At 41.5% G+C, this 24,830-nt stretch carries 28 protein-coding genes; 18 read left to right on the forward strand and 10 right to left on the reverse strand.

The annotated features are described in order from the left end of the window. The first annotated feature begins 79 nt into the window (after positions 1-79). A complete protein-coding gene (ald, locus tag KQP93_RS10505; protein ID WP_054561274.1) occupies positions 80-1,201 on the forward strand; it encodes an alanine dehydrogenase in 1,122 nt (373 codons plus the stop codon). Between the two features lie 98 nt (positions 1,202-1,299). On the opposite strand, the gene rluB is transcribed toward ald, so the two are convergent. The 4 genes from rluB to KQP93_RS10525 form a co-directional block, all read right to left on the reverse strand. Continuing rightward, positions 1,300-2,172: a 23S rRNA pseudouridine(2605) synthase RluB gene (rluB, locus tag KQP93_RS10510; RefSeq protein WP_217874330.1), complete on the reverse strand. Its 873-nt coding sequence runs from the start codon at positions 2,170-2,172 to the stop codon at positions 1,300-1,302. Then, the gene (gene scpB / locus KQP93_RS10515; RefSeq protein WP_054552968.1) at positions 2,169-2,759 is read right to left on the reverse strand and encodes an SMC-Scp complex subunit ScpB; all 591 of its coding nucleotides are present in this window, start codon (positions 2,757-2,759) and stop codon (positions 2,169-2,171) included. Before scpB ends, rluB begins: the two co-directional genes overlap by 4 nt. A 130-nt stretch (positions 2,760-2,889) precedes the next feature. Next, positions 2,890-3,411 carry an EF-hand domain-containing protein gene (locus KQP93_RS10520; protein ID WP_054561272.1) on the reverse strand — a complete coding sequence of 174 codons (522 nt, stop codon included), beginning with the start codon at positions 3,409-3,411 and terminating at the stop codon, positions 2,890-2,892. A 206-nt stretch (positions 3,412-3,617) separates the two neighbouring features. Then, positions 3,618-4,049 carry an exonuclease III gene (locus tag KQP93_RS10525; RefSeq protein ID WP_217874331.1) on the reverse strand — a complete coding sequence of 144 codons (432 nt, stop codon included), beginning with the start codon at positions 4,047-4,049 and terminating at the stop codon, positions 3,618-3,620. Between the two features lie 243 nt (positions 4,050-4,292). Between KQP93_RS10525 and xthA the strand changes: the two genes are divergently transcribed. From xthA to KQP93_RS10540, 3 genes are read left to right on the forward strand one after another with little or no spacing between them, the layout of a single operon-like run. After that, entirely contained in the window at positions 4,293-5,102 is an 810-nt protein-coding gene (gene xthA / locus KQP93_RS10530; RefSeq protein ID WP_054552965.1) for an exodeoxyribonuclease III, read from the forward strand. Next, complete coding sequence (locus KQP93_RS10535; protein ID WP_217874332.1) at positions 5,099-5,749, forward strand: energy-coupling factor ABC transporter permease; 651 nt, start codon at positions 5,099-5,101, stop codon at positions 5,747-5,749. The genes xthA and KQP93_RS10535 overlap by 4 nt, the downstream gene beginning before the upstream one ends. Continuing rightward, positions 5,746-6,543 carry a putative RNA methyltransferase gene (locus KQP93_RS10540; RefSeq protein ID WP_217874333.1) on the forward strand — a complete coding sequence of 266 codons (798 nt, stop codon included), beginning with the start codon at positions 5,746-5,748 and terminating at the stop codon, positions 6,541-6,543. The genes KQP93_RS10535 and KQP93_RS10540 overlap by 4 nt, the downstream gene beginning before the upstream one ends. Here the strand turns inward: KQP93_RS10540 and yfbV are convergent. Further along, complete coding sequence (gene yfbV, locus KQP93_RS10545; RefSeq protein ID WP_055021121.1) at positions 6,540-6,986, reverse strand: terminus macrodomain insulation protein YfbV; 447 nt, start codon at positions 6,984-6,986, stop codon at positions 6,540-6,542. The genes KQP93_RS10540 and yfbV overlap by 4 nt on opposite strands. A 290-nt stretch (positions 6,987-7,276) precedes the next feature. Here yfbV and KQP93_RS10550 point away from each other — a divergent pair, with 290 nt between their 5' ends. The 7 genes from KQP93_RS10550 (at position 7,277) to KQP93_RS10580 (ending at position 13,912) form a co-directional block, all read left to right on the forward strand. Further along, entirely contained in the window at positions 7,277-8,491 is a 1,215-nt protein-coding gene (locus KQP93_RS10550; RefSeq protein WP_217874334.1) for an acetate kinase, read from the forward strand. A 4-nt stretch (positions 8,492-8,495) separates the two neighbouring features. Further along, positions 8,496-10,652, forward strand: a complete 2,157-nt coding sequence (pta, locus tag KQP93_RS10555) for a phosphate acetyltransferase (protein WP_217874335.1) — start codon at positions 8,496-8,498, stop codon at positions 10,650-10,652. 209 nt (positions 10,653-10,861) lie between these two features. Continuing rightward, positions 10,862-11,254 carry an ACT domain-containing protein gene (locus KQP93_RS10560; RefSeq protein WP_054552960.1) on the forward strand — a complete coding sequence of 131 codons (393 nt, stop codon included), beginning with the start codon at positions 10,862-10,864 and terminating at the stop codon, positions 11,252-11,254. 57 nt (positions 11,255-11,311) lie between these two features. Beyond that, positions 11,312-11,755 (forward strand): PTS glucose transporter subunit IIA, encoded by a 444-nt coding sequence (locus KQP93_RS10565; protein ID WP_254907662.1) that lies wholly within the window; start codon positions 11,312-11,314, stop codon positions 11,753-11,755. 5 nt (positions 11,756-11,760) lie between these two features. Then, positions 11,761-12,105, forward strand: a complete 345-nt coding sequence (locus tag KQP93_RS10570; protein ID WP_217874337.1) for an ArsC family reductase — start codon at positions 11,761-11,763, stop codon at positions 12,103-12,105. After that, on the forward strand, positions 12,105-13,235 hold the full coding sequence (dapE, locus tag KQP93_RS10575) for a succinyl-diaminopimelate desuccinylase (protein WP_217874338.1): 1,131 nt from the start codon (positions 12,105-12,107) through the stop codon (positions 13,233-13,235). Before KQP93_RS10570 ends, dapE begins: the two co-directional genes overlap by 1 nt. Then, complete coding sequence (locus KQP93_RS10580) at positions 13,232-13,912, forward strand: M15 family metallopeptidase (protein WP_217874339.1); 681 nt, start codon at positions 13,232-13,234, stop codon at positions 13,910-13,912. The genes dapE and KQP93_RS10580 overlap by 4 nt, the downstream gene beginning before the upstream one ends. Position 13,913: 1 nt before the next feature. On the opposite strand, the gene KQP93_RS10585 is transcribed toward KQP93_RS10580, so the two are convergent. Continuing rightward, positions 13,914-14,786: a DMT family transporter gene (locus KQP93_RS10585; protein WP_254907663.1), complete on the reverse strand. Its 873-nt coding sequence runs from the start codon at positions 14,784-14,786 to the stop codon at positions 13,914-13,916. 133 nt (positions 14,787-14,919) lie between these two features. Between KQP93_RS10585 and KQP93_RS10590 the strand changes: the two genes are divergently transcribed. From KQP93_RS10590 to KQP93_RS10605, 4 genes are read left to right on the forward strand one after another with little or no spacing between them, the layout of a single operon-like run. Next, positions 14,920-16,284 (forward strand): COG3014 family protein, encoded by a 1,365-nt coding sequence (locus KQP93_RS10590; RefSeq protein WP_217874340.1) that lies wholly within the window; start codon positions 14,920-14,922, stop codon positions 16,282-16,284. 8 nt (positions 16,285-16,292) lie between these two features. After that, a complete protein-coding gene (locus KQP93_RS10595; RefSeq protein WP_054552954.1) occupies positions 16,293-16,718 on the forward strand; it encodes a YcfL family protein in 426 nt (141 codons plus the stop codon). Between the two features lie 10 nt (positions 16,719-16,728). Further along, entirely contained in the window at positions 16,729-17,340 is a 612-nt protein-coding gene (lpoB, locus tag KQP93_RS10600) for a penicillin-binding protein activator LpoB (RefSeq protein ID WP_217874341.1), read from the forward strand. Positions 17,341-17,352: 12 nt separating this feature from the next. Further along, positions 17,353-17,820, forward strand: coding sequence for a glycine zipper 2TM domain-containing protein (locus KQP93_RS10605; protein WP_055021127.1), 468 nt, complete (start codon positions 17,353-17,355; stop codon positions 17,818-17,820). Between the two features lie 25 nt (positions 17,821-17,845). Here the strand turns inward: KQP93_RS10605 and KQP93_RS10610 are convergent, their stop codons facing one another. Beyond that, a complete protein-coding gene (locus tag KQP93_RS10610; protein ID WP_217874342.1) occupies positions 17,846-19,063 on the reverse strand; it encodes a pyridoxal phosphate-dependent aminotransferase in 1,218 nt (405 codons plus the stop codon). A gap of 93 nt (positions 19,064-19,156) precedes the next feature. After that, positions 19,157-19,501: an Hpt domain-containing protein gene (locus KQP93_RS10615; RefSeq protein ID WP_217874343.1), complete on the reverse strand. Its 345-nt coding sequence runs from the start codon at positions 19,499-19,501 to the stop codon at positions 19,157-19,159. A 129-nt stretch (positions 19,502-19,630) separates the two neighbouring features. Here KQP93_RS10615 and KQP93_RS10620 point away from each other — a divergent pair, with 129 nt between their 5' ends. Together KQP93_RS10620 and KQP93_RS10625 are read left to right on the forward strand one after the other, a co-directional pair. Then, positions 19,631-20,230: a tRNA-uridine aminocarboxypropyltransferase gene (locus tag KQP93_RS10620; RefSeq protein ID WP_217874344.1), complete on the forward strand. Its 600-nt coding sequence runs from the start codon at positions 19,631-19,633 to the stop codon at positions 20,228-20,230. Then, entirely contained in the window at positions 20,230-21,006 is a 777-nt protein-coding gene (locus KQP93_RS10625; RefSeq protein ID WP_217874345.1) for a CLCA_X family protein, read from the forward strand. The genes KQP93_RS10620 and KQP93_RS10625 overlap by 1 nt, the downstream gene beginning before the upstream one ends. Here KQP93_RS10625 and KQP93_RS10630 read toward each other — a convergent pair. Both KQP93_RS10630 and dcd read right to left on the reverse strand, forming a co-directional pair. Beyond that, the gene (locus tag KQP93_RS10630) at positions 20,972-23,467 is read right to left on the reverse strand and encodes an EAL domain-containing protein (RefSeq protein WP_217874346.1); all 2,496 of its coding nucleotides are present in this window, start codon (positions 23,465-23,467) and stop codon (positions 20,972-20,974) included. The two genes, KQP93_RS10625 and KQP93_RS10630, sit on opposite strands and share 35 nt — an antisense overlap. 130 nt (positions 23,468-23,597) lie before the next feature. Next, a complete protein-coding gene (dcd, locus tag KQP93_RS10635; protein ID WP_217874347.1) occupies positions 23,598-24,185 on the reverse strand; it encodes a dCTP deaminase in 588 nt (195 codons plus the stop codon). A 281-nt stretch (positions 24,186-24,466) separates the two neighbouring features. Between dcd and KQP93_RS10640 the strand changes: the two genes are divergently transcribed. Beyond that, positions 24,467-24,793 (forward strand): hypothetical protein, encoded by a 327-nt coding sequence (locus KQP93_RS10640; protein ID WP_217874348.1) that lies wholly within the window; start codon positions 24,467-24,469, stop codon positions 24,791-24,793. Positions 24,794-24,830 lie beyond the last annotated feature (37 nt).

Raw genomic sequence — 24,830 nt, forward strand, 5'->3', positions numbered from 1 at the left:
TTAAAAAAGGTGAGACACACTGGCTGGTCATGAATATAATAGTCAAAAATTTTATCCCGTTCTATTAAGGCGAAAAACTATGATTATTGGTGTACCTAAAGAAATCAAAAACCATGAATACCGTGTAGGTATGGTTCCTGCGAGTGTTCGTGAACTAGTAAACCATGGCCACCAAGTGTTTGTTGAAACTGATGCTGGTATGGGCATTGGCTTCACTAACGAAGATTATGTTGCAGCTGGTGCTGAAATTTTACCAACAGCAGCAGACGTTTTTGCTAAAGCTGAAATGATCGTTAAAGTAAAAGAGCCACAAGCTGTTGAGCGTGCAATGTTACGCGAAGACCAAATCCTATTTACTTACCTTCACTTAGCACCGGATCTTCCACAAACTGAAGACCTAGTTAAAAGTGGCGCAGTGTGTATCGCTTACGAAACAGTAACTGATTCACGTGGCGGTTTACCTCTTCTTGCTCCTATGAGTGAAGTTGCAGGTCGTATGTCTATCCAAGCTGGTGCACAAGCGCTTGAAAAATCAAACCACGGCCGTGGTATGTTACTTGGTGGTGTACCAGGTGTTGAGCCAGCTAAAGTTGTTGTTATCGGCGGCGGCATGGTTGGTCGTAGCGCAGCGCAAATGGCTGTTGGCCTAGGTGCTGATGTTGTTGTTCTTGACCGTAACATCGACGTACTACGTGCATTAGACGCACAGTTCGGTAATAAAGTTAAAGCTATCTACTCTACTGCTGACGCATTAGAAAAACACGTACTAGAAGCTGACCTTGTGATCGGTGGCGTACTAATCCCAGGTGCAGCGGCGCCTAAACTAGTTACAGCTGAGCACATCAAAGCAATGAAGCCTGGTTCTGCAATCGTTGACGTTGCAATCGACCAAGGTGGTTGTATCGCAACTTCTAAAGCGACAACTCACGCTGATCCTACTTACATCGTTGATGACGTTGTTCACTATTGTGTTGCTAACATGCCAGGTGCTGTTCCACGTACTTCTACGTTCGCACTTAACAACGCAACATTACCGTTCATCATCAACCTTGCTAACAAAGGCTACAAGAAAGCGCTTCTTGACGATGCAAACTTCTTAAAAGGCTTGAACGTGATCAAAGGTAAAGTAACTTATAAAGAAGTAGCTGAAGCTTTCAACATGGAATATGTTGACCCACGTACAGCAGTTGAAAATGCTTAATTAGCATTGTGAAACAAAAAAAGCAGCGATATCGCTGCTTTTTTTATGCCTGTTTGCAAGTGAAGTGCTCTACTTGCAAACAAGTTTGAAAATAGTTTTTAACGACGCTTAGTTTGTTTAGCGCGTTGATTGTGCTTTTTAACCGCCTTACGGATTTGGTTAATTTTGGCACGTTTGTCTTTACGCTTTTCAGGAATAACCGACAGCTTAGTTTGCGTTTCGCGCCCTAGTTGTACTGTTTTACGTAAATAGTTAACCGTGTCTAAATCAAGTTCAGCCCAACCACCTTGTGGCAAGCGCTTATCAAGCTCTAATTTACCGTAACGAATACGGATAAGACGCGATACTTCAACATCTTGTGATTGCCATAAACGACGTACTTCGCGGTTACGGCCTTCTGTTAAAGTCACATTGAACCAACGGTTGATACCTTCACCACCCATAGGTTTGATGTTCAAGAATTTTGCAGGGCCATCTTCAAGCTCAACACCTTTAGTTAAAGTGCGTAGCGTTTCGTTAGTCACTTCACCAAACACACGAGCTGAGTACTCACGCTCTACTTCGTAGCTTGGGTGCATTAAACGGTTAGCAAGTTCACCATCGTTAGTAAACAGCATTAAACCAGCGGTATTAATATCTAGTCGGCCAACTGCAATCCAGCGTTCACCATCGACACGTGGTAAACGGTCAAATACCGTACGACGGCCTTCAGGGTCTTTACGTGTACATAACTCGCCTTCTGGTTTGTTATACATAAGCACACGACAAATACGGTCGTCTTTGTCTTCAATTTTTACCACGTGACCGTCAACTCGAATTATATCGGTTGCTTCAACACGGTCACCTAAACGTGCCACTTTACCATTCACGCTCACACGGTTGGCATCGATGTATTTTTCCATTTCACGACGTGAACCCACGCCAGCACGGGCTAATACTTTTTGTAACTTTTCAGTTTCTACATTACTCATTCAGATAGTTCTCTCACAGAAGGATCGCTCAATAACTGGTTGATTTTACTCTCCTGAAGTTCAGGTAACGGCGGTAATTCATCTAAACCAGCTAATGAAAAATAATCTAAGAAAGCGGATGTTGTGGCATACAACGCTGGGCGCCCAGGCACCTCTTTATGGCCAACAACTCTAACCCACTCTCTTTCTAATAAGGTTTTAATAATTCCTGAGCCAACAGCAACCCCCCGTACTTGTTCAATTTCACCACGGGTAATAGGTTGTCTATAGGCAATCAAGGATAAAGTTTCTAGTAGTGCTCGTGAGTATTTAGGTGCGCGCTCTTGCCATAAGTTTGCCAGCCAGGGCGCTAAACTAGCGCAGGCTTGAAACCTGTAACCGCTGCCTACTGCAACAAGCTTAATGCCTCGGGTTTGATAATGCGTTTGAATTTGTTCAATTGCATTATTAATGCGCGGCATAGATACGCTTAAATCAGCTAATACTGTCTCTTTTAAATGACGTTTAGACACAGGTTTTCCAGCAACAAAAATCGCGGCTTCTATGATTTCGACTAACTGTTCATCACTGATACGTTTTGTGGCCATCGCTACTAAAGGTCATTTTAAATCACTAACGCTCTATTATGACAGAAGTCGGCCAAGGTTGGAAAAATTATTGTAAAAAAGCCAGTGTAAAACACTGGCTTTGGGGGATATTTATGAATGGATATTGAAATTAGCTATTTTTAACCATTTCAAGGGCATCATCTTCGGCAACGTCGCTGCCATATTTGCTAATGTAATTAACAAACTCAGTGCGGCTTACACGCTTATCTTTGTTGCTATCCATATAGCCAAAGTGATTTGCGATATCGTCGTCATCGGCTTCTTCAATAGAAACATAACCATTTTTGTCGTTATCTAACGATTTAAAGTCATTTTCGATTGGGTCAAATTTAGCGATTTCAGCTTTAAATGCTGATTCAGATACCTCACTATCAGTTGCTACCTTGCCCGTATTTAATTGCATGTATGCATTAAATTCAGTACGGCTGATTTGCTCATCCATATTGGTATCGATATTTGAAAAATGATCCCAAATTGCATCATCGTCAGCTTCTACTTTAGAGATATAACCGTCATTGTCATTATCTAGGCTGCCAAAATCGCTATCGATTTTTGCTAAAGAGTTACTTGCAGAACATGCTGAAAGACTTAGTGCTGCTAAAATTGTTGATGCTAAAGTTAACTTGTTCATAAGACATTTCCTTGTAGTCGATTAGATTCACTTCGACTGTTACAAGTTGAATGCCAAAATGCCTTATTGGCTAAAATCAAGCACTTACAGCTCGGTTAAGTTGAGGTTAAGCCTATGATTTAGCAAGCTTTTCATGGAGTGCTGTAATTTTTTCATAAAAAAAGCGCTCCGAAGAGCGCTTTTTACAAATAACAAAAATGCCGCTATTAGATAGCTGCGTTTTGGTAACGCTTAACGAAGTCTGTTACTGCTTCGCCGTTACATTTTAACGTATTTAAGTTACCAATTTTTTCACGCACAGGTGTTAAACCTTTTTTAAGTGCAGTGATGCAAAGTTGAGTTTCTTTTTGCTCATTTTTAGCAAACACTTCAACAGCTGCTTTAGCTGCTTCTTGTGATTGTGCTTTTTTAGCAATTTCACGGATGTCAGTACCGTTACATAAAATGCTTTTTGAAAAACGTGACATTGAAATGCCATGCTTTGCTGCTTCTTTACGTGCAGCGGTAAACCCTTCGTTCGCACTTAAGCTACATAACTTTGACTCAATACGGTTATCAGCTGAAAAGTAGTGCGGGTTGCTTGCTAATGAGCTGAATGAGATACATGCAAGAGAAAGCATCACTAATTGTTTTTTCATGGTTTACCTTTAAATAGTACATAATATGAACGGATGGTTTGCGCGCATTATATAAACAAAAATCAGTAGATCAACTGAATTATTTATTTAATTTAATAATTAATAGTGAGTTAACAATGTTTTTAAATTAAGCAGCAATTGATCAACATTTACCCAATTTGATTTTCGTAATTAGCTCATGAATAAGCCCTAGTTTGATGATAGAATTGCGCTAAACACTGAAACAAAAATAATAGGTGCACCATGAAGGTAATCTCATTTAACATTAACGGCCTGCGCGCTCGTTTACACCAATTGCAAGCCGTAATTGATAAACATCAACCAGATATTATTGGCTTACAAGAAATCAAAGTACATGATGAGGCCTTCCCTCTCGAAGACGTGCAAAAAATGGGTTATCACGTTTATTTTCATGGTCAAAAAGCGCATTACGGCGTGGCAATGTTATGTAAACAAGAGCCAAAATCAGTTGTTAAAGGCTTTGCTACCGATACTGACGAATCACAGCGTCGTATGATCAGTGTTACCGTGACACAAGAAAATGGTCGTGACCTAACGGTGATGAATGGCTATTTCCCGCAAGGCGATAATATTGCCCACGAAACCAAATTCCCTTACAAGCGTCAATTCTATAAAGATTTAATGACTCACTTAGAAGATAACCACACGCCAGAGCAAGATGTTATTGTGATGGGCGACATTAATATTTCACCAACCGATCTCGACATTGGTATTGGTGAACCAAACCGTAAGCGCTGGTTAAAAACTGGTAAGTGTTCGTTCCAGCCTGAAGAGCGTGAATGGTTAAGCACTTTATTAAACTGGGGCTTTAAAGATACCTTCCGTGAACTTTACCCAGAAAAAACCGAGCAATACTCGTGGTTTGATTACCGCTCAAAAGGGTTTGATGACAACCGCGGTCTGCGTATTGATGTGATCTTAGCAACCCCAGCTCTTGCTGAGCGTTGTGTTGAGTCTGGTATCGATTACGAATTGCGTGGTATCGAAAAACCATCTGATCATGCGCCAATTTGGTCAACATTTAACGCATGATAGACACACTGCAATGGCAGCTCCCATTGTGGAGCTGTGTGGCTATAATAGTTTGGCTCAGCTTTGATAAACAAAGCCTGTCACATTTGCTGGCAACACCGATAAGACAAGTGGGTGTGCTCGCATGTGCTTTAGTACTTGCTGTACTGTGGCGCATTAAAGCGGGGATATTGCCAGGCCTCGAATTGCATATTTTAGGGGTCACTGCTGTGACCCTGATTTTAGGTTGGCGACTGGCTATTTTTGCAAGCCTTCTTGCAAGTTTACTCTTGGTATTAGTCGCTCAGTTGCCAGTATCAATGCTGCCAGTGCATTTATTGTTTACTGCTTTTTTACCAATTACATTGAGCTATTTGTGTTTTGTGCTTTGCTACAGCTATCTGCCAAGACACTTTTTTATTTATATCTTTGTATGCGCGTTTTTAACTGCTGCTGTTATCGCCTGTATTAAAATACTTACCAGCGGTGTGTTTTATTACTTGCTAGGTGATTACAGCTTTATTGAGATTTCAGAAAACTATCTGATCCTGTGTGCCATAATTTGGTTTCCAGAAGCAATGCTCAATGGCATGGCCATTACCTTGATGATCACGTATCGCCCTCATTGGGTTAAAACCTTTTATGATAAGGACTATTTAGACTCATGAGTCTTCACTATCACTGCCCGCTTTGCGGGCTTGAACTTACTCTAACCGATAAAACATACCGTTGTGACAACAACCACAGTTTTGATATCGCCAAAGAGGGTTATGTCAATTTACTTCCCGTGCAAAATAAAAAGTCTAAACAACCGGGTGATAACCTTGAAATGGTGCAGGCTCGCCGCGCTTTTTTAAGTACCGGGCACTATTTGTTTTTACAACAAGCTTTAGCAGAGCTAGTGGCCTCTCTCGAACCAAGTTCAGTGATTGATTTAGGCTGTGGTGAAGGCTTTTACACTCAAGCAATTGCAGCGCAGTCAAGTGCCGATGTATATGGTGTCGATATTTCTAAGCCCGCGGTAAAATACGCCGCTAAGCGTTACGAAAATGCGCATTTTAGTGTCGCGTCGATTAGCCAAGCCCCTTTTGCAGATGCGCAGGCTGATGTGCTTGTTAGTGTGTTTGCCCCTTTATTTGCACAAGAACTTGCTCGCCTTGCCAAACCGCAAGCTAGTTTACTTGTTGCAAGCCCTGGTCCTTGGCACCTTAAAGAGTTAAAAGCGTTTATTTATGCTGATGTGAAACCGCATACAGAGATAGAACCACCAGCAGGCTTCAGCAAAGAGTCGATAAACTTATTAGAGCAACAGGTGCTGTTGTCTGTCGATGAGATTAAACATTTAATTATGATGACGCCGTTTGCGTGGAAGTTTCGACCAGAGCATTGGCTACAGATAGAGCAACAAGGCCCACAAAAAGTAACGTTATCGTTTTATGTGAGCCAGTTTATTCGCGATTAGAAGTGTTCTTTAGTGAAGGCTTTGTCCATTTTTTCGAACATGTCTTTTAATAATTGAGCTAAATCAGTATAGCGTGGTTTTTCAGTCGTTAATTGTGACTGATAACCATGCGCCTTCATTTTACTGTGCAGCTCGGTATACCAACTTAGCATTGCTGGCTCTAAACGGGTTTCTGCACGGCGGCCTAGCCACAACAAACCTTGAAGCGGTAGTGATAAAAAGAATATCGCGATAGTGATAGCTTGTGGAAAATAATCACTACCTAAGTAATTCACTTGCATAAATACGGTCAGCATTGCCAATATTGGCATCACTGTAATTGCCAGATCAGTGGCCTTGATCACTCTAAATTCGGCAAACAATGGAGCGAGCTCTTGTCGCATCGGCCATTTTTTTGCGTACTGACGACCTGTTTGCACTTGTGACATGACACCTTTTTGCATCATCACTCCTAGGGTTTTCAACTTGTTTCACAACCGAGTGTAACACACTCCCGGATACAATCCCTGCAAAACCTGTCCTAGTTTTAATACCAAATTAATGGTTAGGAGACTAACGTTTAAAGTCTAAATGAGATAAAATGTTATCGGCTTAAGTCAACCAGACTTTAGTATAATTACAGCCTAGCTTTGTTAAGTGTAGCAACAAAATACTTATTTACTATACTGGCAAAGAATTCTAATTATCAAGCCTTAATATACACTGACTGATATCGTACTTTTAGGACCTAGCTATGTCGACGCCCCTTTGCTCACCACAACATGTTTTAGTACTGAACTGTGGTAGTTCAAGTTTAAAATTTGCCATTTTAGATGCCGCCACTTCTGACGAAGTTATTTCTGGTTTAGCTGAGCGCCTTGGCTCAGACACGCCTTCAATCAAATATAAATATAATGGTGAAAAACAACTTATTGAGCTTGCAAAGGGCCAAGCCCACGATGCAGCAATTGCTGAGCTTGTGAAGCTAGTTAATGAGCTAGGCCTTGCAGATAATTTAATTGCCGTGGGTCATCGTGTTGTGCACGGTGGTGAGCATTTCACTGAATCTGTGCTTATCGACGATGATGTACTTGCAGCTATCGAAAAAACAGCCGCACTAGCACCACTTCATAACCCAGCCAATTTATTGGGTATTCGCACTGCACAGCAAGCGTTCTCAGCGCTGCCGCAAATTGCTGTGTTTGATACGGCATTTCATCAAAGCATGCCAAATATTGCGTACTTATATGCCCTACCTTACTCGCTTTATAAAGAGCACGGCGTAAGACGCTACGGTTTCCATGGTACAAGCCATTATTATGTTGCTGGTGAAGCTGCAAAATTATTAGGCAAAGAGCGCGAGCAAACCAATGTGATCAGTGCGCATTTAGGTAATGGTTGTTCGGTGTGTGCGATTAAAGATGGTAAGAGTGTTGATACCAGTATGGGCCTTACACCGCTTGAAGGCTTAGTGATGGGTACCCGCAGTGGTAGCATCGACCCGGGTTTATTCACGTTTTTAACTCAGCAACTTAATTATTCAGTGCAAGAAATTGATGACTTACTTAATAAGCAAAGTGGCTTGTTAGGTATTAGTGAATTGTCAAATGATTGTCGCACTATTGAAGAAGCCGCTGTTGAAGGCCACCCGCAAGCGAACCTTGCACTCGATATTTTCTGCTACCGTTTAGCAAAACAAATCGCCGCATTTTTGGTGCCTTTACAACGCCTTGATGCACTTATTTTCACCGGTGGTATTGGTGAGAACTCAGATATTATTCGTGACAAAGTAATCACCCAATTAGGCTTTTTAGGCCTTGAGTGTGATGAAGCTGCTAACCTAGCGGCACGTTTTGGTAAAGAAGGCTTAATTTCAAAAGGCCAAGCGCATGCTAAAGCGTTTGTGATCCCGACTAACGAAGAATGGGTTATTGCTAACGATGCAGCCCGCATTGCAAAGGAGGGTTAAGTAAATGGCACGTAGAATTATGTTGATCCCTATTTCGACTGGGGTTGGTTTAACATCTGTTTCTGTTGGTTTAGTGCGTGCGCTTGAGCAAAAAGCGCTTAAAGTTAACTTTTTCAAACCAATTGCTCAGCCGCGCTCTGGCGATACAGGTCCTGAAAAGTCGACGCAAATTGTCACCCATGGCTCACCAATTAATCCACCAACACCATTTGAGCTTAGCTATGCAGAGCAAATGATTGGTGATGGTAAAGGCGACGACTTACTAGAAGAAATCGTAGAGCGCTTTGAAAGCACCATTAAAGAAGACGAAATTGCTATTATCGAAGGTATGGTGCCAACACGTCGTCAGCCTTACGCTGGCCGTGTAAACCGTGAAATCGCGCAAACTCTGGGTGCTGATATTGTTTTTGTTTTAACACCTAGTAACGATAGCAATGACCAAATTGAAGACCGTTTAGAAATCGCCTCAGGCAACTATGGCGGTGTTAACCACCCTCGTGTGCTAGGTTGTATTTTCAATAAAGTTAATGCACCTCTAGATGACGAAGGTCGTGCCCGTGCTGATCTAGTTGAAGCCCATGAGCCTGAGCAACTTGAAAACGAATTAAACCGTTTAGCATCACTACCTATTTTCAGAAAGCACCCATTTAAATTATTAGGTTCAATCCCGTGGGATTTCGACCTAGTAGCGCCACGTGTGCGTGATTTATGTGAATACCTAAAGGCTGAAGTTATTAACGAAGGCGACATGGCTCACCGTCGTTTACGTCGCGTTACTTTCTGTGCTCGTACTGTATCGAATATTTTAAGCCACTTTACCCCTGGTGCATTACTGGTAACTCCGGGCGATCGCTCTGATGTACTCGTTGCCGCTTGTTTATCGGCTATGAATGGTACAAAACTTGGGGCTATCTTATTAACCGGTGGCTTTAAGCCTGAAGATCGCATCATGAAATTGTGCGAACAAGCTATGAATACCGGCCTGCCGATTCTTGCAACACAAGAAGATACGTGGCGCACGTCTTTATTACTGCACAACTTCAATATGGAAGTACCGTGCGATGATGACCAACGTATCGATAAAGTAAAAGATCACAACGCGAGTAACATTGACTCTGACTGGTTAGACAGCCTTGCACAAAGTGTTGGTCGTACTCGTAAAATGTCTCCGCCAGCGTTTCGCTTCTTACTAACAGATAAGGCCCGTCAAGCGAAGAAAACGGTTGTTTTACCTGAAGGTAATGAGCCGCGCACGATTAAAGCCGCAGCAATTTGTGGTCAACGTGGTATTGCAAAAACAATCCTACTTGGTGACAAAGAAGAAATTTTACGTATTGCTGAGCAACAAGGTGTTGAGCTAAACGATAACGTAACCATTGTTGAACCAGGTGATGTGATCAACGATTACGTTGCGCCTATGGTCGAAATTCGTAAAAACAAAGGCTTAACAGAAGTGGTTGCCCAAGAGCAATTACTTGATAATGTTGTACTCGGTACTATGATGCTTGAACAAGGTAAAGTAGATGGCCTAGTGTCAGGTGCTGTTAACACTACAGCGAATACGATTCGCCCACCACTACAGTTAATTAAAACAGCACCGGGTTCATCGTTGGTATCATCAGTCTTCTTTATGTTGTTACCTGATCAAGTTCTGGTATACGGTGACTGTGCTATCAACCCTGATCCAACAGCAGAGCAACTGGCCGATATCGCGATTCAATCAGCGGATTCAGCGGCTGCGTTTGGTATTGAACCGCGTGTTGCAATGATCAGCTACAGTACGGGTACCTCGGGTTCAGGTGCTGACGTAGAAAAAGTCCGTGAAGCCACTAAGCTTGCCCAGCAAAAGCGCCCTGATTTAGTGATTGATGGCCCGCTTCAGTATGATGCTGCAATTATGGAAAACGTAGCACTTAAGAAAGCACCAGACAGCCCGGTTGCAGGTAAAGCAACAGTGTTTGTATTCCCAGATTTAAATACCGGTAATACAACTTATAAAGCCGTACAACGTAGTGCCGATTTAATTAGTATTGGCCCAATGCTGCAAGGTATGCGCAAGCCGGTAAATGACTTGAGCCGTGGTGCATTAGTAGACGATATTGTTTACACCATTGCCCTAACAGCGATTCAAGCTAAGCAAGTTGAAAGCTTAAAAAATTAACCCTTCAAAATTTAGGCTAATTTATAAAACCTTTATAAATTAGCCTATTACCTTCTTTATACTGACCTATTCCCATATTTATCCACAGAATCTGTGGACAACCTCAACAGCAATATTGAGTAAAACCTCAGCAATCAAAATTATTGCGCTTTATCTTAACTTTGTTTACCTATACTATAAATTCAAAGGCTTCAAAGATAGGATCGCAGATGTCAAAACAAACGTTACAACTTCATAGTGAAGAACTTACCATTCATAGTTTAGATGTCGATGCGACGATTGATCCTGCCTTACTCCAACAAGCTATTTTCTTTATTGCAAAAACGGCTGATGAGCTGTCTATTGTCTGCCCTAGTAGTTTCCAACTCGACAGTCTTGATCAAGAAACCGACTGGCAAGCACTTGAAGTAATTGGCCCACTTGGTTTTTCGTTAACTGGTATTATGGCGAATATTTCTGGCGTACTAGCAAAAGCGTCGATCTCGATTTTTGCCCTATCAACCTACGATACAGATTATGTATTGGTGAAAAAGCAAAGTATGGCCAAAGCTATTACAGCCCTGAAAAAAGACGGTTACCATGTGCTAGGTGATGTTAAATAAGCCATGACTAACGAAGTTCAATACTTACCCGAACGCAGCCTCAGAAAAGCGCGCTGTATGGCTATTAAAAGCCCATTTACTGGGCGTGTAAAATGCATTAGCGAGCACCCTGAGCCATTTTTTCGTTTTGCCACCCTTGGCCCGGGGATTAGTGTTGAACTAACCAGTCACAACATCATCGCGCCATTCGATGGCACCCTATTACAAGTTAAAAATGCCGGTAAAGAATACATTTTACAGGCAAAAAACGGTTTAAAAGTTTTATTAAATTTATCGTTTTCATCGGTTGAAGAACATATCAACCACACCAATATTGCTAAATTAAATGGCAGTAAAATTAGCCAAGGTGAACGATTAGCCTATTTTGATTTACGCGAGCTGAGCAGCCCTATGCTTGGCACCCTATGCGTTCTAAATAGCCAGCACCTTGGACCCCTATATTATTCACTATCTCAGGTCACTGCTGGGGTAGACACATTACTCACTGTAACTAAAAAGTAGAATTTATGACTATCATGTACGGTATCAGCAATTGCGATACAATCAAAAAAGCCAAGAAATATTTAACTGATAAAAATCAAGAGTTTACTTTCCATGATTACCGTAAAGACGGCATTAGTGCTGAGCTAGTTAATGAGTTTGCAGCGCATATTGATTGGCAAGATCTAGTTAATAAACGCGGCACAACTTACCGTCAATTATCTGATGAGCAAAAGCAAAATCTCGATAAAGAATCTGCATTAGCATTACTGGTTGAGCAACCTGCGATGATCAAGCGCCCAGTGCTTGTGCATAACGGCCAATACCACTTAGGTTTTAAAGCAGCTCAATACGATGAGATTTTTGCCTAATGACTCACCCTGTAATTGAACTTGCTCAAGCGCTTATTCAGCGTGAATCAGTGACGCCTGAAGATGCTGGTTGCCAAGCGCTAATGAACGAACGTCTTGAAAAGCTAGGCTTTAATATTGAATCACTGTTTTTCACTGATACGTTAAATACTTGGGCTCGTAAGGGAGATGCGTCACCGCATTTTTGTTTTGCTGGTCACACAGATGTTGTACCAACAGGCCCTGCAAAAAACTGGCAGCACCCGCCTTTTTCTGCACTAGTAAAAGACGGACTGTTACATGGTCGCGGCGCAGCTGATATGAAAGGTTCACTGGCTGCCATGGTGGTTGCAACCGAGCGTTTTGTGGCTAAGCACCCAGATCATAAAGGGTCAATTTCGTTTTTAATTACGTCTGATGAAGAAGGCCCGTTTATCAACGGCACAACCCGAGTTATCGATACCCTTGAAGCACGTGGTGAGAAGATTGATTTATGCCTCGTCGGCGAACCATCTTCACGTGATGTGCTTGGTGATGTAGTAAAAAATGGTCGTCGCGGTTCTTTAACTGGCTTTTTAACCGTGAAAGGTGTGCAAGGCCATGTTGCTTACCCGCATTTAGCGCAAAACCCGATTCACCTAGCAGCTCCTGCGTTAACTGAGCTGAGTCAAACCGAGTGGGATCAAGGTAACGAATTTTTCCCTGCAACGAGCTTTCAAGTTTCGAATATTAACGGCGGTACCGGTGCCGGTAATGTGATCCCTGGTGAGCTTGAAATTCAATTTAACTTTCGCTTTAGCACTGAAGTGACTCACCAAGAACTACAACAGCGAGTCGTAGAAATTGTTGAGAAACACAACCTGAATTATGAGCTAAATTGGATTGTCAATGGACTGCCGTTTTTAACCGATCATGGCCCGTTAGTTGATGCCACCGTGCACGCTATTAAGCAGGTGACTGGACGCGACACCGCGCTTGAAACCACCGGCGGTACTTCTGATGGTCGCTTTATCGCACAAACGGGTGCCAAAGTCATTGAGCTTGGTCCTCGTAATGAAACCATTCATAAAGTAGATGAATGTGTTAGCACCGATGATTTAATTCAACTAGCTGATATTTACGAAGTCATTTTAGAGCAACTGCTTACATGAACCAAACCGAGCTTAAACAATGCGCCACGGGGTTAAGTAGCTCACATTTAGTTGAGCTACAAAATCATCGCTTGCATCGTGATATTGTTAATGATTTTTTAGCTCTGCAGCAAGGAGCAAAACAAGTAGGTATTGATCTAACAATTGCCTCTAGCTTTCGCGACTTTCATCGTCAAAGTGCTATTTGGAATGCTAAGTTTCAAGGCCTTCGACCGGTTTATACCCTAAAGCAACAAACGGTAGATTTAGCAAGCCTAAGTGATACTGAAAAGTGCCACGCTATTATGCTTTACTCGGCACTCCCTGGGGCAAGTAGGCACCACTTTGGCACCGACCTCGACATCTACGATACCCGCCCTATTGACGATGATTATCAACTGCAATTAACGCCTGATGAGTATTCGTCCACAGGGCCCTTTGCCAAGCTTGCTGCATGGCTTGATGATAACCTCGAAAAGTATGGTTTTTATCGCCCTTTCCAAGAATACAAAGGTGGGGTTGCCCCAGAGCCTTGGCATATTAGTCATATTGGTGCATCTGCAAAGATGATGGAGTATTTGTCAGTTGCAACATTACAGCAATGTATTGCACAAAGTGAACTGAACGGCAAGCAAGCAATACTAGCCGAACTTAACACCCTATATGAACGCTACGTATTAAATATTAATACGCCCTAATCTAGACACTGCGCTTTTTAGCCATCAAAAACACCAGTACAGCGCCAAGAATTAAGGCGCTGGCTACAACTAAACGCGCTGTTAATTGCTCATCTAAAACCACCACCCCAGCTAATGTGGCAAGCACAGGTACGGTTAGCTGCACCACACCTGCTTGGCTACTTTTAATCCTAGGTAGTGCAATGTACCAAATGCTATAACCAAGCCCAGATGCAAGCGCTCCTGAAGCTATCGCCAAATAAATCCCACTCGAAGTAATACCTTGCCAATCAACTAAAGCTACAATAACTAAAATTGGCACAAGTATTAAACTTCTTAGAAAGTTAAAGCTGGTTGCTTGCAAAGGTGAACTGCATGATTTGCCGCGAATACTGTAAACACCCCATGCCACGCCACTTAACGCCATAAGCACAGCAGGCATTAAAGAAGGCACTGTGGCTGAGGGCAGCATTAAGTAAATAAATCCCGCAAAAGCAAAAAACAAAGCCCCCCACTGCACTTTACTGAGTGGTTCTTTATTTAAAACACTATGGCCTATCATGGTTAACTGTACTGCCGAAAATAAGATGAGTGCGCCTGTGCCTGTGTTTAAATCAACATAGGCAACTGAAAAGCACAGCGCGTACACAAATAAACTAAGCGCACTGATATTATTGCCTTTATCGGTTAAAGGTTGGGCTGATTGTGATTTTGTTTGCTTTAGCTTTGTTTGCCATAAAAGTAAGCCAAGCAACATAAACGCCCCACTTGCTAAGCGAATGGCAGTAAAACTCAGCGGATCAATATCGCCACTTTGTAATGCCATTCGGCACAGCAAAGAGTTAGCTGCAAACGCACAAAGTGCAATCAAGGTATACAGTACGATGCTTAGCAAATGCGGTGTCCTTTAACATTAAAAAACAGAAGACCAGAAACTTGTCTATTAACTTACGATTTTTTACATAATTTATCATAGAAGGTTAAGCCGCGTATGCTAATCTCAGTACATTGTTTAAAAGGAGTGTTCAGTGCATCGACGTTTATTTATCGGGGCTGCTTTACTGTTATCTGGTTGCAGTACCATAGGTATTACTGATCTATTCCAAGATTATGCGACGCAGCTAAGACCTGTGCGCCAAGCTGTTTCTCAAAATAACATAGCAAGTGCACAGCAACTTTTGCCAAGTAACAGCCGCGGCCATAGTAACTATTTATTGAATCAGCTTGAAACGGCCCGTCTTGAGTTTTTGGCTAAACAAAATTCTCAGGCCAATGAGACCTTTGAAGCTGTTTATCAAAATATGGAAAAAAAGCGTCGAGCAGCCAAAGTACAGCTAAGTGCAGGCCTTGAGCAAACAAATTCATTATTAACCAATGACTCAGTGATTGGTTATGAGCCAGCAGCTTATGAAATGACGATGCTGCATAGCTACAAAGCACTGAGTTATGTTTTTGATAAACAACTTGAATCTGCATTAGTTGAAGTTAGACGTGCTAATAAAGTGCAAGAAGATGCACTTAAAGACAACCAAGCCGTACTTGATGAACAAGCGGAACAGGCAGCCGAAGGCTACCCTGATATGGCCGAGCTAATTGGTAATGTTAAAAATGGCTTTCAAAATGCCTTTACGTTTTATTTGTCAGGCCTACTTTATGAGGCGGATAAACAGTTTGATGATGCCTATATCGATTATAAAAAAGCACTCGAAATAAATAGCGAAAATAGCTACTTACAGCAAACAGTGTTACGCCTTGCCAAAAAACAAGGGTTTGATCAGGATTTTGAAGAATTTAGCAAACGCTTTGGCAAACTAAAGCAGACTCAAGCAAACACGGGCCAAGTAATTGTAATTGCAGAGCAAGGTTTGATACCAGCAAGGCAAGAGTTTCATTTACGATTACCCATTTATACCTCCCGGGGTGATGCACGCTTTTACAGTATTGCCATGCCAGTATATCGCGATGCGCCCTATGCCGGCAGTGATAAAACAGTGAGTCTCGATGGCGAAAATTTGCCACTGACGCCCATTGTTAGGCTTGAAGCGTTGGCAGCAAAAACTTTGAAAGATCAAAGTGCTGGCAGAATAACCCGCCAAGTTATGCGTTTGGTTGCGAAAGAAAAGATGCGTGCAGAATTGGCAAGAAGCGGCGGCGATGTCGGTAATATTTTAGCGAATATTTATAACATTGCATCAGAGCAGGCTGATACGCGAAGCTGGTCGACTTTACCAAGTCAACTGAGTATTGCTCAGCACGCGATGCCAGCAGGTCAGCACGCTTTAACCGTGCCAGGGCATGGCGATATTGATTTTACGGTTAGTAAGCAAGGGTTAACCTTGATTTTTCTAACCTCTATAAATAACTACTACGACACACATGTCGTACAACTCTAGGAGCAATGATGAAATACTTAGTGCCACTATTAACCATTTTACTTGTTGCGGCTTGCTCCTCACGCCCTACCACTTCTGGCATTGGTGTTGAGCAGGCATCACAACAGTATAACCAACAACTGATTGTTAATAACCCTGAACTTGGCAAAAAATTAGCCATTACAGATGTAAAAACACGCCAAACAAATGGCTTAACCGATGTTGTTGTGACACTGGCAAGCCAGTATAAAAAGTCTCAATACTTACAATATCAATTTACTTGGTATGACGCTGATGGCTTTGTTATTCGCGGCAACCACTCACCTTGGCAACCTATTACATTATTTGGATTTGCTAAGACCCAATTACCGGGCCTAGCCCCGACAGCAAATGCTGTCACCTTCTCGCTTGCAGTGCGTGAAGTGTCAACAGAAGCACAAGAATTTGAAGATTAAGGATACTACAATGAAATTACTTTCTGTTAAGTCGGCTGCGGCCGTTGCGATGACAAGCGCTTTGTTGCTGTCTGGTTGTGCTAATAAAGCCGTTGTTAGCTATGGTGATGCGCAAGCCGTAGAAACCACAGATATCAATTTTGGCTCAACGGATCTACAAAAAGTAGCAAGCCAAATGACAGACTCGTTACTTGCTTCACCTGTGATTGGCACCATGACAGCAAATACTCGCCCTATCGTGTTTGTTGAGCGTATTAAAAACAAAACGAGCGAGCATATTGATACTGAATCTATCACCGATTCAATCTCAACACAGTTATTACGCAGTGGTAAGTTCCGCTTTGTTGATATGACCCGTGTTGAAGCTGTGCGCGAGCAACTTAATTTCCAAAACGTCGATCCACTTGTCGATCCAAATACCGCTATCGCTTTTGGCCAGCAAGTTGGTGCGCAATATATGTTATACGGCAACTTATCGAGCATTGTTAAATCAAACGCTGACAAGGCTGATGTGTATTACAAATTCACTATGCGTTTAATGGATTTAAAAAGCGGCCTAGTTGAATGGGCTGATGAAACTGAAATCCGCAAAACACGTGAGAAATCAACTTTTGGCTGGTAGTCAGGAGGGTTTATGAAATACCTAGTAGCAATCCTAGCAAGCTGTTTATTACTGAGCTCGCCAAGTTATGCTGACTATCAGCGTAACAAAGCAGTACCTGTACAACAGGTGTTGTTTGGCTCTGTACAATCAGTACGAACCATTACTGAACAAGAACTGGTCAGAGATAAAACGAACGGCTGGGAAACCTTTGGTGGTGCGCTTATTGGCGGTGTTATCGGTAATCAGTTTGGTGGCGGTAGTGGCCGCACTGTAGCAACCATTTTAGGTTCGATGATTGGTGGCTCTGTTGCTCACAACCGTCAACAAAACAGTCGCGTTATACAATATCAGCTCGTTGAATTGATGATAAAAGTAGAAAGCGGCGAACAATTTATGGTTGTACAAGATAAAGACAACCAAATGCTGTTTAACCAAGGTGATAAAGTACGTTTGGTTTACCTAACCGATAACACGGTTCGTGTTGATAAAGCGTATTAAAAAAGCGAGCCTCGGCTCGCTTTTTTTAGCTTTGTCGATAATCAGCGAAGAATCGCTGCATCTTACTCATGGCTTCTGTTAAATCATCTTTGTTTGGTAAAAACACCAATCTGAAATGATCAGGATCAGGCCAGTTAAATGCGCGACCATGCACTAATAAGATTTTCTCTGCTTTGAGTAAATCTAAAATCATGCGCTCATCGTTTTTGATATTAAAGTGCGCCGTATCCACTTTCGCAAATGCGTAAAGCGCCCCTTTAGGCTTTTTACAGCTAATACCATCAATGGCATTTAAACCACGCCATGCAATATCACGCTGAACGTACAACCGACCACCTGGGTTTATCAGGTTATCGATTGACTGCACACCGCCTAAAGCTTGTTGAATAGCATATTGTGCAGGTACATTGGCACATAAACGCATTGATGCCAGCATATCTAGACCACGACTTAAGTCGTCCATCATACTTGTGCGGCCGCTTAACACCATCCAGCCCATACGTATACCCGCAGCGCGGTAGGTTTTAGCCAAGCCATTAAAGGTGATAATTGGCACATCATCACACAGTGCGCCAATAGAGCTGTGGGTGACACCGTCATACAAGATTTTCTCGTAAATTTCATCGCTCAATAACAACAGTTTGTGTTCACGAGCAATATTGATAAGTTCCATCAACAGATCATCGCTATACACCGCACCGGTTGGATTATTTGGGTTAATAAGCACCAATGCTTTGGTCTTTGAGGTGATCTTCGATTTAATATCAGCAATATCAGGAAACCAATCTTGTTCTTCATCACAAAGGTAATGTACAGGGTTACCCCCTGCTAATTTAACTGATGCTGTCCATAGCGGATAATCCGGTGCAGGAATAAGCACTTCGTCATCATTATCTAGTAATGCTTGTGTGGTCATTTGAATTAGTTCGCTGACCCCATTGCCGATGTAAATATTATCGACATCAAGATTAAATAAACCGCGTTGCTGATAGTGTTGATAGACAGCCACACGGGCTGAGTAGAGGCCTTTAGAGTCACAGTAGCCTTGGGCTGAATATAAGTTACGGATGATATCTTTGTGCATATCTTCAGGCATATCAAAGCCAAAGGCAGCTGGGTTGCCAATGTTTAGCTTTAATACTTTTTGCCCTTCGTCTTCCATTTTTCGAGCTTGTGCAAGCACAGGCCCACGTATGTCATAACAGACACCGTCTAGTTTGTGACTCTTTTTGATTTGTGACATGGTTACCTCTACTAATTAGCCTTAAGACTAACCTAATACAGAGCAACCATGCCAGTGGATTTTTGCGGTTATAACTGAAATATATTCAAGTTTTTAGCGAGTAGCGAACCAAGCTTGTAATTTTTCTACAGAACCTGAAACTTGTTCATCAAGGGGTTGTGATTTTTCTTGTGCAGTGGCTACATCGCCCTGATTTAATGTCAATTCAATTTCTTGAGCTAGCGATGATAAACTCGCGGCACCAAATTGGGCTGCATTTGATTTTAAACTGTGTGCATGTCGTGCTGCAGCTTCGTTATCTGAACCAAGATTTGCAAGTACTTCAGAGCCTAAACGCTGAAATTCACTACAACAAAAGGTTAAGGTGTCGGCAAATTGGTCACCTAAAAGTGATTCCATCCCTTCAAGTGCACTCTCATCGATTGTGATTGTCGTCATCTTTACCCCTTAATCAAAAACGTAATTATATAAATCGCAACTTTAGCCGTTCATAGCTAAAAAGCAAACCTGCTTTGCGAGTTAAGCTCATGTATACTAGGCATAGTTTTGATTTACACCTGAGTTAGTATGGCTAGAGAATTGTGCTCACATTGTGGCTTTTCAGTTAAAACCTGTTTATGTGATTCAATAAGCATAATCAATAATAAACTAAAAATCATTATATTACGCCACCCTAGTGAGGAAAAAACTACTAAGAACACCGCTAATTTGCTGAATTTAGGCTTAGAAAATTGCCAGATCATTGCAGGTGAGTCAGAACAAGACTTTTTACAGCTTGCAACATTGCCAAAAGCAACAACAGCGGTACTCTATCCTGCTGATAATGCATTATGTTTAGATGAACACACTGCCACTACAGATGCTTTCAAACAGCCTTTAACTCATTTAATTGTAATTGATGGCACTTGGAAAAAAGCCTACAAAATGCTGCAATTAACTCCTAGCCTTCACGCATTTCAAGCTGTGAGTTTTAAGCAAATACCACAAAACAAATACGTCATCCGTAAAGCACCACGAGCAGATAGCTTGTCAACTTTAGAAGCTGTTGCTCATAGCCTTAAACTCATTGAAGGCCTTGATGTAACACCGTTATACAAATTATTAGCAGCACTGGTCGATAAGCAAACCCAACATATGCCAGATGATGTTAAGGCACGCTATCTATAATGCGTGTATCAAAACGACTTAGCGCGGGTTTTCGCCGTCAGGGACCAGATTATCGCTTTGATGATCAGGTCGATTTTGACGATATTCGCGATACCTTTGGTTTTCGTACCATGGTGGTTGGCAATTGGGTTAATAAGCAAGAGCGACTATTAGCGGCGAATTTAATTTACGATGCCTTAGCTGACCTTGCGCAAATACTGGCTTTACCCCCAACGGCAATTGGCCTTAGGGGTAAGCTTAATTTTGCCTTTGGTCATGGTGGCCAAAAAGGTGTGCAGGCTCATTACAATGCCCACAGCCAAACCCTTGCGCTTGCAAAAAATGCCGGTGGGGGCGCACTCGCCCATGAATGGTTTCATGCGTTTGATCACCACATTTGTCAGCATTTATTCAAAGGCAGAAAGAGCATGCAATTTTGCTCAGCACTATGGCTCGAAAAATCACCAGATTTAAGCCATCCACTAAATCAGCGTTTAAATGAGTTTTATCATCAGGTATTTTTAGACACCTCAGGTGAAAACCCAAATGCGTTCGTGAAGCAATCTATCGCTTATGATCAGCAAGTAAAGCAACTTTATATGAGTATGCCGGAAGAACTAGCGGCCCGCTGTTTTGAAAAGTGCATTGCCATGCACCCTGACATAAAAAATAGCTTTTTAGTGAGTGGCTTATCGACAAGTGGCTTAATTTACCCAGATGAGCAGCATACAATACGCTGCTTTTCAGCACTGCTGAATTACTTTAATCAATTAGGTTCACTGTTGCATCAAGACTAATCTCAACTTTCTGCACCTCGCTTATCCAAACTAGGTAGTCATCTGCACAGAGTGGTTTTGAAAAATAATACCCTTGTCCAAACTGGCAACCATAACTTTGCAGCATTGCTAGGCTTTGCTCATCTTCAATCCCCTCTGCAACAACATGTGCACCTAAAGTAGTGGCGATGTCACAGGTAGCCCGACAAATACTCTGATCGTTCACTGAAAACGGCAGGTTTAACACAAACTGTTTATCTATTTTCACTTCATCAAAGCCTAACTGACTGAGATAGGCAAGCGATGAGTAGCCTGTACCAAAATCATCAATTGCAAGCTTTAGGCCGATTAAACGGTAGTCATCAAGTGTTGCTTTAATTTTTTTACTTTCTTCCAAAGTGGCTGATTCTGTAAGCTCTAACATCACAGACTCAGCCGCTACTTTTTGCTCATTTAAAATGGTGATTAACAGCACGGGTAAGTCTTTATTTAATAAATCTTTTGCTGAAATATTAATAGAAATAACGTGATCGGGTATCAGTTTGCAAAATTTTGCTTGCCACTCAATGCCTCTTTCAACAACCCATTCAGTTAACTGATTGATCACCCCGGCTGACTCTGCAATTGGAATAAACACATCTGGGCTTACTGCACCAAATACGGGATGCTGCCAACGCAGCAATGCTTCACAACCCACAACTTTGCCTGTTTTTAAGCAAATCTGTGGCTGAAAATGCAAGCTGAGTTGGTCTTCATCAATCGCTATTTTAAGCGCTGCAGCAATCGATAACCTTTGCTCAGACAGGCGTGCAGTTTCTGAATCAAACATGCGCCAACGCTCACCTTGTAAACGCTTTTCAGACATTGCTTGTATCGCACATTGGAAAATTTGTTTCGCGGTATTACCGTGCATTGGGTAATAAGCAACGCCGATATCAACACTGTCGACTAAATTAATTTCTTCATGGGTGAGCCCTTCTTCAAACACACCATGGATCAAACATGCAAACTGTTCAATGTGACTTAGTTCAAGCTCCCCCATTATTAGGCAACCAAATGTGCTGTCATCTACATGCGCAAGCCAAGCACTTCTACTGGTTTGGATTTCGAGTTTTAGTGCATTCATACTCTGCAACTGAGTATTTAAGATACTTAATCTTTCATTGATACAAATATTGGCCTGTTCAAAGCCAAAGGTAGAACGGGCATTTGAAAGTACATGAGCCTTAAATAATAAAACTGAGAAGTGTTGTTTTTTCGAAACTTTTTTCACTATCTGCGCGAGCAAAAATTGCTTATTTGGCAGTTTAGTATCTGCATCATGCAGCATCGAATAATTAAATGCTGAAATTTGCTGACGATCTTTTAACAATAGAACGGAACATATCGCCAGTGATGTGATAAGTAAGATGGTGTTATGGACACCATGGTAACCAATGCCAAAGCCATTCCAAATAAATAGACTAAGCACTTGAATAACAATAGTTAAAAGCATAAAAACACGCAGGTGAGTACGGTTGTTTTTACGCTTAATCAAACTATAAAAGATTACAGAAGCAAAGCACAAAAAGCCCAAACAGCTGACTATAAAAAGCCACTGACGATTAAACTGAGGCAATATTGATGACAACACAGCTGCGCTTAGTAAACAAACCATCATAGCTTGCCAAGCCTTTTTAAACTTAACTGTATAGGTATGGATCGCTAGAAAGTGATATAAAAAATAGCTTACAAAACATAATGCAAACTCATTAACAGGCCATTTTGCTTCCCAATCTAAACCATTAACAAGATAGCTTATTAACCCGTTATCAATCAAAAATCCGATACAAACCAACACGAAGTACGCATCCAGTACCAAGTATTTTGGTTGCTGTGATACAAAAAAATAAACAGCACACACAAACATACATAAAATTAGCACGCCTAAAATAGCGCCATAGCTTAAAATTATTTGATGTAAATTGGTTTCAAATATCTTGGCTGAAATCACCCCAACTTCAATTGTCAGTGCCCTATCGTGCTCAAAGTTAACTAACGCCCAGCGATGCCCCTGGCTATGCTCAATCAACCAATGAGGACGAACATTTGATAAACTTTCTAGTGAAGCGAGTCGCTGATTATTGGTAGCCTGATAGTTTTCATCTAAAAGGTAAAATTTAGCCCAGGTTAAATTAGGCTCACCAAGATAAACAACATAATTTCTATTGTCGGGAAGTTGGAATAAATCGATTATTAACCAATGAGATGTTTGCGGGGCAAGGCGAATAGAACTACTTTCGAGTGCATTTAGCTTTTTAGCATTTTGAAGTGATTCTTCCAAGGATTCACTTAATTTGGCAAGTGGCTCAGCGGAGTCAAGCAGCCAAACTGACGCACTATCGCTGGCAGCAAAAGTGCTTACGCTGTGCAACAACATACAACACAGTAATACGAGCAGTTTTTTTATAACCCGATGGACTTGCTTGCCAACAATGTGCATTTTAGCTCCGTGCATTTAACACCAGCTAAAAGTATGGGACCGATAAGCTTAAATTGCCAATTATAGCGAACCAAAATAGGTAAAAAGTTCGTAAATATATTATGTGGCACTAAGGCCACATAAACTGGAGTTATTTATTGTCATCACTAATACGGCTTGCTACTGCCGAATTTTGATCTTTATATTTTGCGTCTTTACGCGTGTTGTATGGGTTTTCTGCAGGACTTGTCATGGTTTCAAAGCTCATAGCACCAATTTTCATCATTGGGCGTAAAGCTAATGGCAATTTGCCTGAGTTATAAAACTCTAACACGATATTACCAGACCAGCCTGGATCAATTCGATGCGCTGTTACATGAACCATCAAACCAAGACGTGCTAAAGATGAGCGACCATCTAACCAACCAACAATATCTGCTGGTAATGTAACTTTTTCGTGGGTGATAGCCAGTGCCAATTCACCTGGGTGAAGGAAAAATGCTTCTTCTTCAGCAAGTACAATTTCATCACTCATGATTGATTCCATCGCCTTATTTAACTGATCTTTTGGACCACTTAAGTCAACATAGGCTGCGGTATGATCTTGGAAAACTCGAAACTTGTTGCCCAAACGCAAGTCCACCGTCACACCTGAAATCATTTCTTTACTTGGTGTTGGCTCAATAACAATGCGGCCTTCGTCAATAAACTGCTGAATATGGGTATCTGATAATCTCATTTATTATTCTACCTAATACAACTTAAACATATGATTTTAAGTTGAAAAAACACGCTAAGCTCTAGTTGAAACACAACAAAAGTCGAGTGTGTATCAGTAAAGCCAAATGGGGTGGATATAGTGTGGCATATATTACACAAATCATCAGCGTGTTGCGCGAATTATTCTCAACAAAATAAGATAAGCTACCTCAGGCTATAATATCAGCCATTTCTGATTTAACTGAGATACAAAGGTTTGTTTTAATTACGCGATTACAGGGAGAATGAGGATAAGTTGTTATGGATTACGTTATTTTATCCGTAATAACATTGCCAGCATGCGTTGTCGCAATTTTAATCGCCAAACGTTACGCTAAAAAACAAGAAATGTTGCATGGCTTTCTCGTTTTTGTCGGTTCACTACTATTAACTAGCTGGTCGGTAGTGGGCTTAGTTGCTAACGAAACGTTCTTTTTCCCGTTACCTTCACTACTTACTATTGCCTTTTACTTCTACTGTTTTGGTGAAACCGATATTGTGTTTATGCCTAATTTATTAATTAACCCTGGCATTGCTATTTTTTGCTATTTTTTTGGCTACTTACTTTATCGCAAGAAGCCTCTTTAAAAACGTCTTAATTATCAGGTTTAAAATAAAAAAAGCC

Source organism: Pseudoalteromonas shioyasakiensis (genome assembly GCF_019134595.1).
Lineage (GTDB): Bacteria > Pseudomonadota > Gammaproteobacteria > Enterobacterales > Alteromonadaceae > Pseudoalteromonas > Pseudoalteromonas shioyasakiensis_A.

Bases quoted from the DNA above. Each gene is read 5' to 3' on its own strand.
- dapE (WP_217874338.1), top strand. From the start codon at position 12,105: ATGACTCACCCTGTAATTGAACTTGCTCAAGCGCTTATTCAGCGTGAA.
- KQP93_RS10525 (WP_217874331.1), bottom strand. From the start codon at position 4,049: ATGAAAAAACAATTAGTGATGCTTTCTCTTGCATGTATCTCATTCAGC.
- KQP93_RS10605 (WP_055021127.1), top strand. From the start codon at position 17,353: ATGAAATACCTAGTAGCAATCCTAGCAAGCTGTTTATTACTGAGCTCG.
- xthA (WP_054552965.1), top strand. From the start codon at position 4,293: ATGAAGGTAATCTCATTTAACATTAACGGCCTGCGCGCTCGTTTACAC.
- lpoB (WP_217874341.1), top strand. From the start codon at position 16,729: ATGAAATTACTTTCTGTTAAGTCGGCTGCGGCCGTTGCGATGACAAGC.
- KQP93_RS10620 (WP_217874344.1), top strand. From the start codon at position 19,631: ATGGCTAGAGAATTGTGCTCACATTGTGGCTTTTCAGTTAAAACCTGT.
- KQP93_RS10615 (WP_217874343.1), bottom strand. From the start codon at position 19,501: ATGACGACAATCACAATCGATGAGAGTGCACTTGAAGGGATGGAATCA.
- scpB (WP_054552968.1), bottom strand. From the start codon at position 2,759: ATGGCCACAAAACGTATCAGTGATGAACAGTTAGTCGAAATCATAGAA.
- KQP93_RS10565 (WP_254907662.1), top strand. From the start codon at position 11,312: ATGGCTATTAAAAGCCCATTTACTGGGCGTGTAAAATGCATTAGCGAG.
- KQP93_RS10560 (WP_054552960.1), top strand. From the start codon at position 10,862: ATGTCAAAACAAACGTTACAACTTCATAGTGAAGAACTTACCATTCAT.
- yfbV (WP_055021121.1), bottom strand. From the start codon at position 6,986: ATGCAAAAAGGTGTCATGTCACAAGTGCAAACAGGTCGTCAGTACGCA.
- KQP93_RS10625 (WP_217874345.1), top strand. From the start codon at position 20,230: ATGCGTGTATCAAAACGACTTAGCGCGGGTTTTCGCCGTCAGGGACCA.
- dcd (WP_217874347.1), bottom strand. From the start codon at position 24,185: ATGAGATTATCAGATACCCATATTCAGCAGTTTATTGACGAAGGCCGC.
- KQP93_RS10570 (WP_217874337.1), top strand. From the start codon at position 11,761: ATGACTATCATGTACGGTATCAGCAATTGCGATACAATCAAAAAAGCC.
- KQP93_RS10540 (WP_217874333.1), top strand. From the start codon at position 5,746: ATGAGTCTTCACTATCACTGCCCGCTTTGCGGGCTTGAACTTACTCTA.
- rluB (WP_217874330.1), bottom strand. From the start codon at position 2,172: ATGAGTAATGTAGAAACTGAAAAGTTACAAAAAGTATTAGCCCGTGCT.
- KQP93_RS10535 (WP_217874332.1), top strand. From the start codon at position 5,099: ATGATAGACACACTGCAATGGCAGCTCCCATTGTGGAGCTGTGTGGCT.
- KQP93_RS10550 (WP_217874334.1), top strand. From the start codon at position 7,277: ATGTCGACGCCCCTTTGCTCACCACAACATGTTTTAGTACTGAACTGT.
- KQP93_RS10630 (WP_217874346.1), bottom strand. From the start codon at position 23,467: ATGCACATTGTTGGCAAGCAAGTCCATCGGGTTATAAAAAAACTGCTC.
- pta (WP_217874335.1), top strand. From the start codon at position 8,496: ATGGCACGTAGAATTATGTTGATCCCTATTTCGACTGGGGTTGGTTTA.
- KQP93_RS10580 (WP_217874339.1), top strand. From the start codon at position 13,232: ATGAACCAAACCGAGCTTAAACAATGCGCCACGGGGTTAAGTAGCTCA.
- KQP93_RS10520 (WP_054561272.1), bottom strand. From the start codon at position 3,411: ATGAACAAGTTAACTTTAGCATCAACAATTTTAGCAGCACTAAGTCTT.
- ald (WP_054561274.1), top strand. From the start codon at position 80: ATGATTATTGGTGTACCTAAAGAAATCAAAAACCATGAATACCGTGTA.
- KQP93_RS10595 (WP_054552954.1), top strand. From the start codon at position 16,293: ATGAAATACTTAGTGCCACTATTAACCATTTTACTTGTTGCGGCTTGC.
- KQP93_RS10640 (WP_217874348.1), top strand. From the start codon at position 24,467: ATGGATTACGTTATTTTATCCGTAATAACATTGCCAGCATGCGTTGTC.
- KQP93_RS10610 (WP_217874342.1), bottom strand. From the start codon at position 19,063: ATGTCACAAATCAAAAAGAGTCACAAACTAGACGGTGTCTGTTATGAC.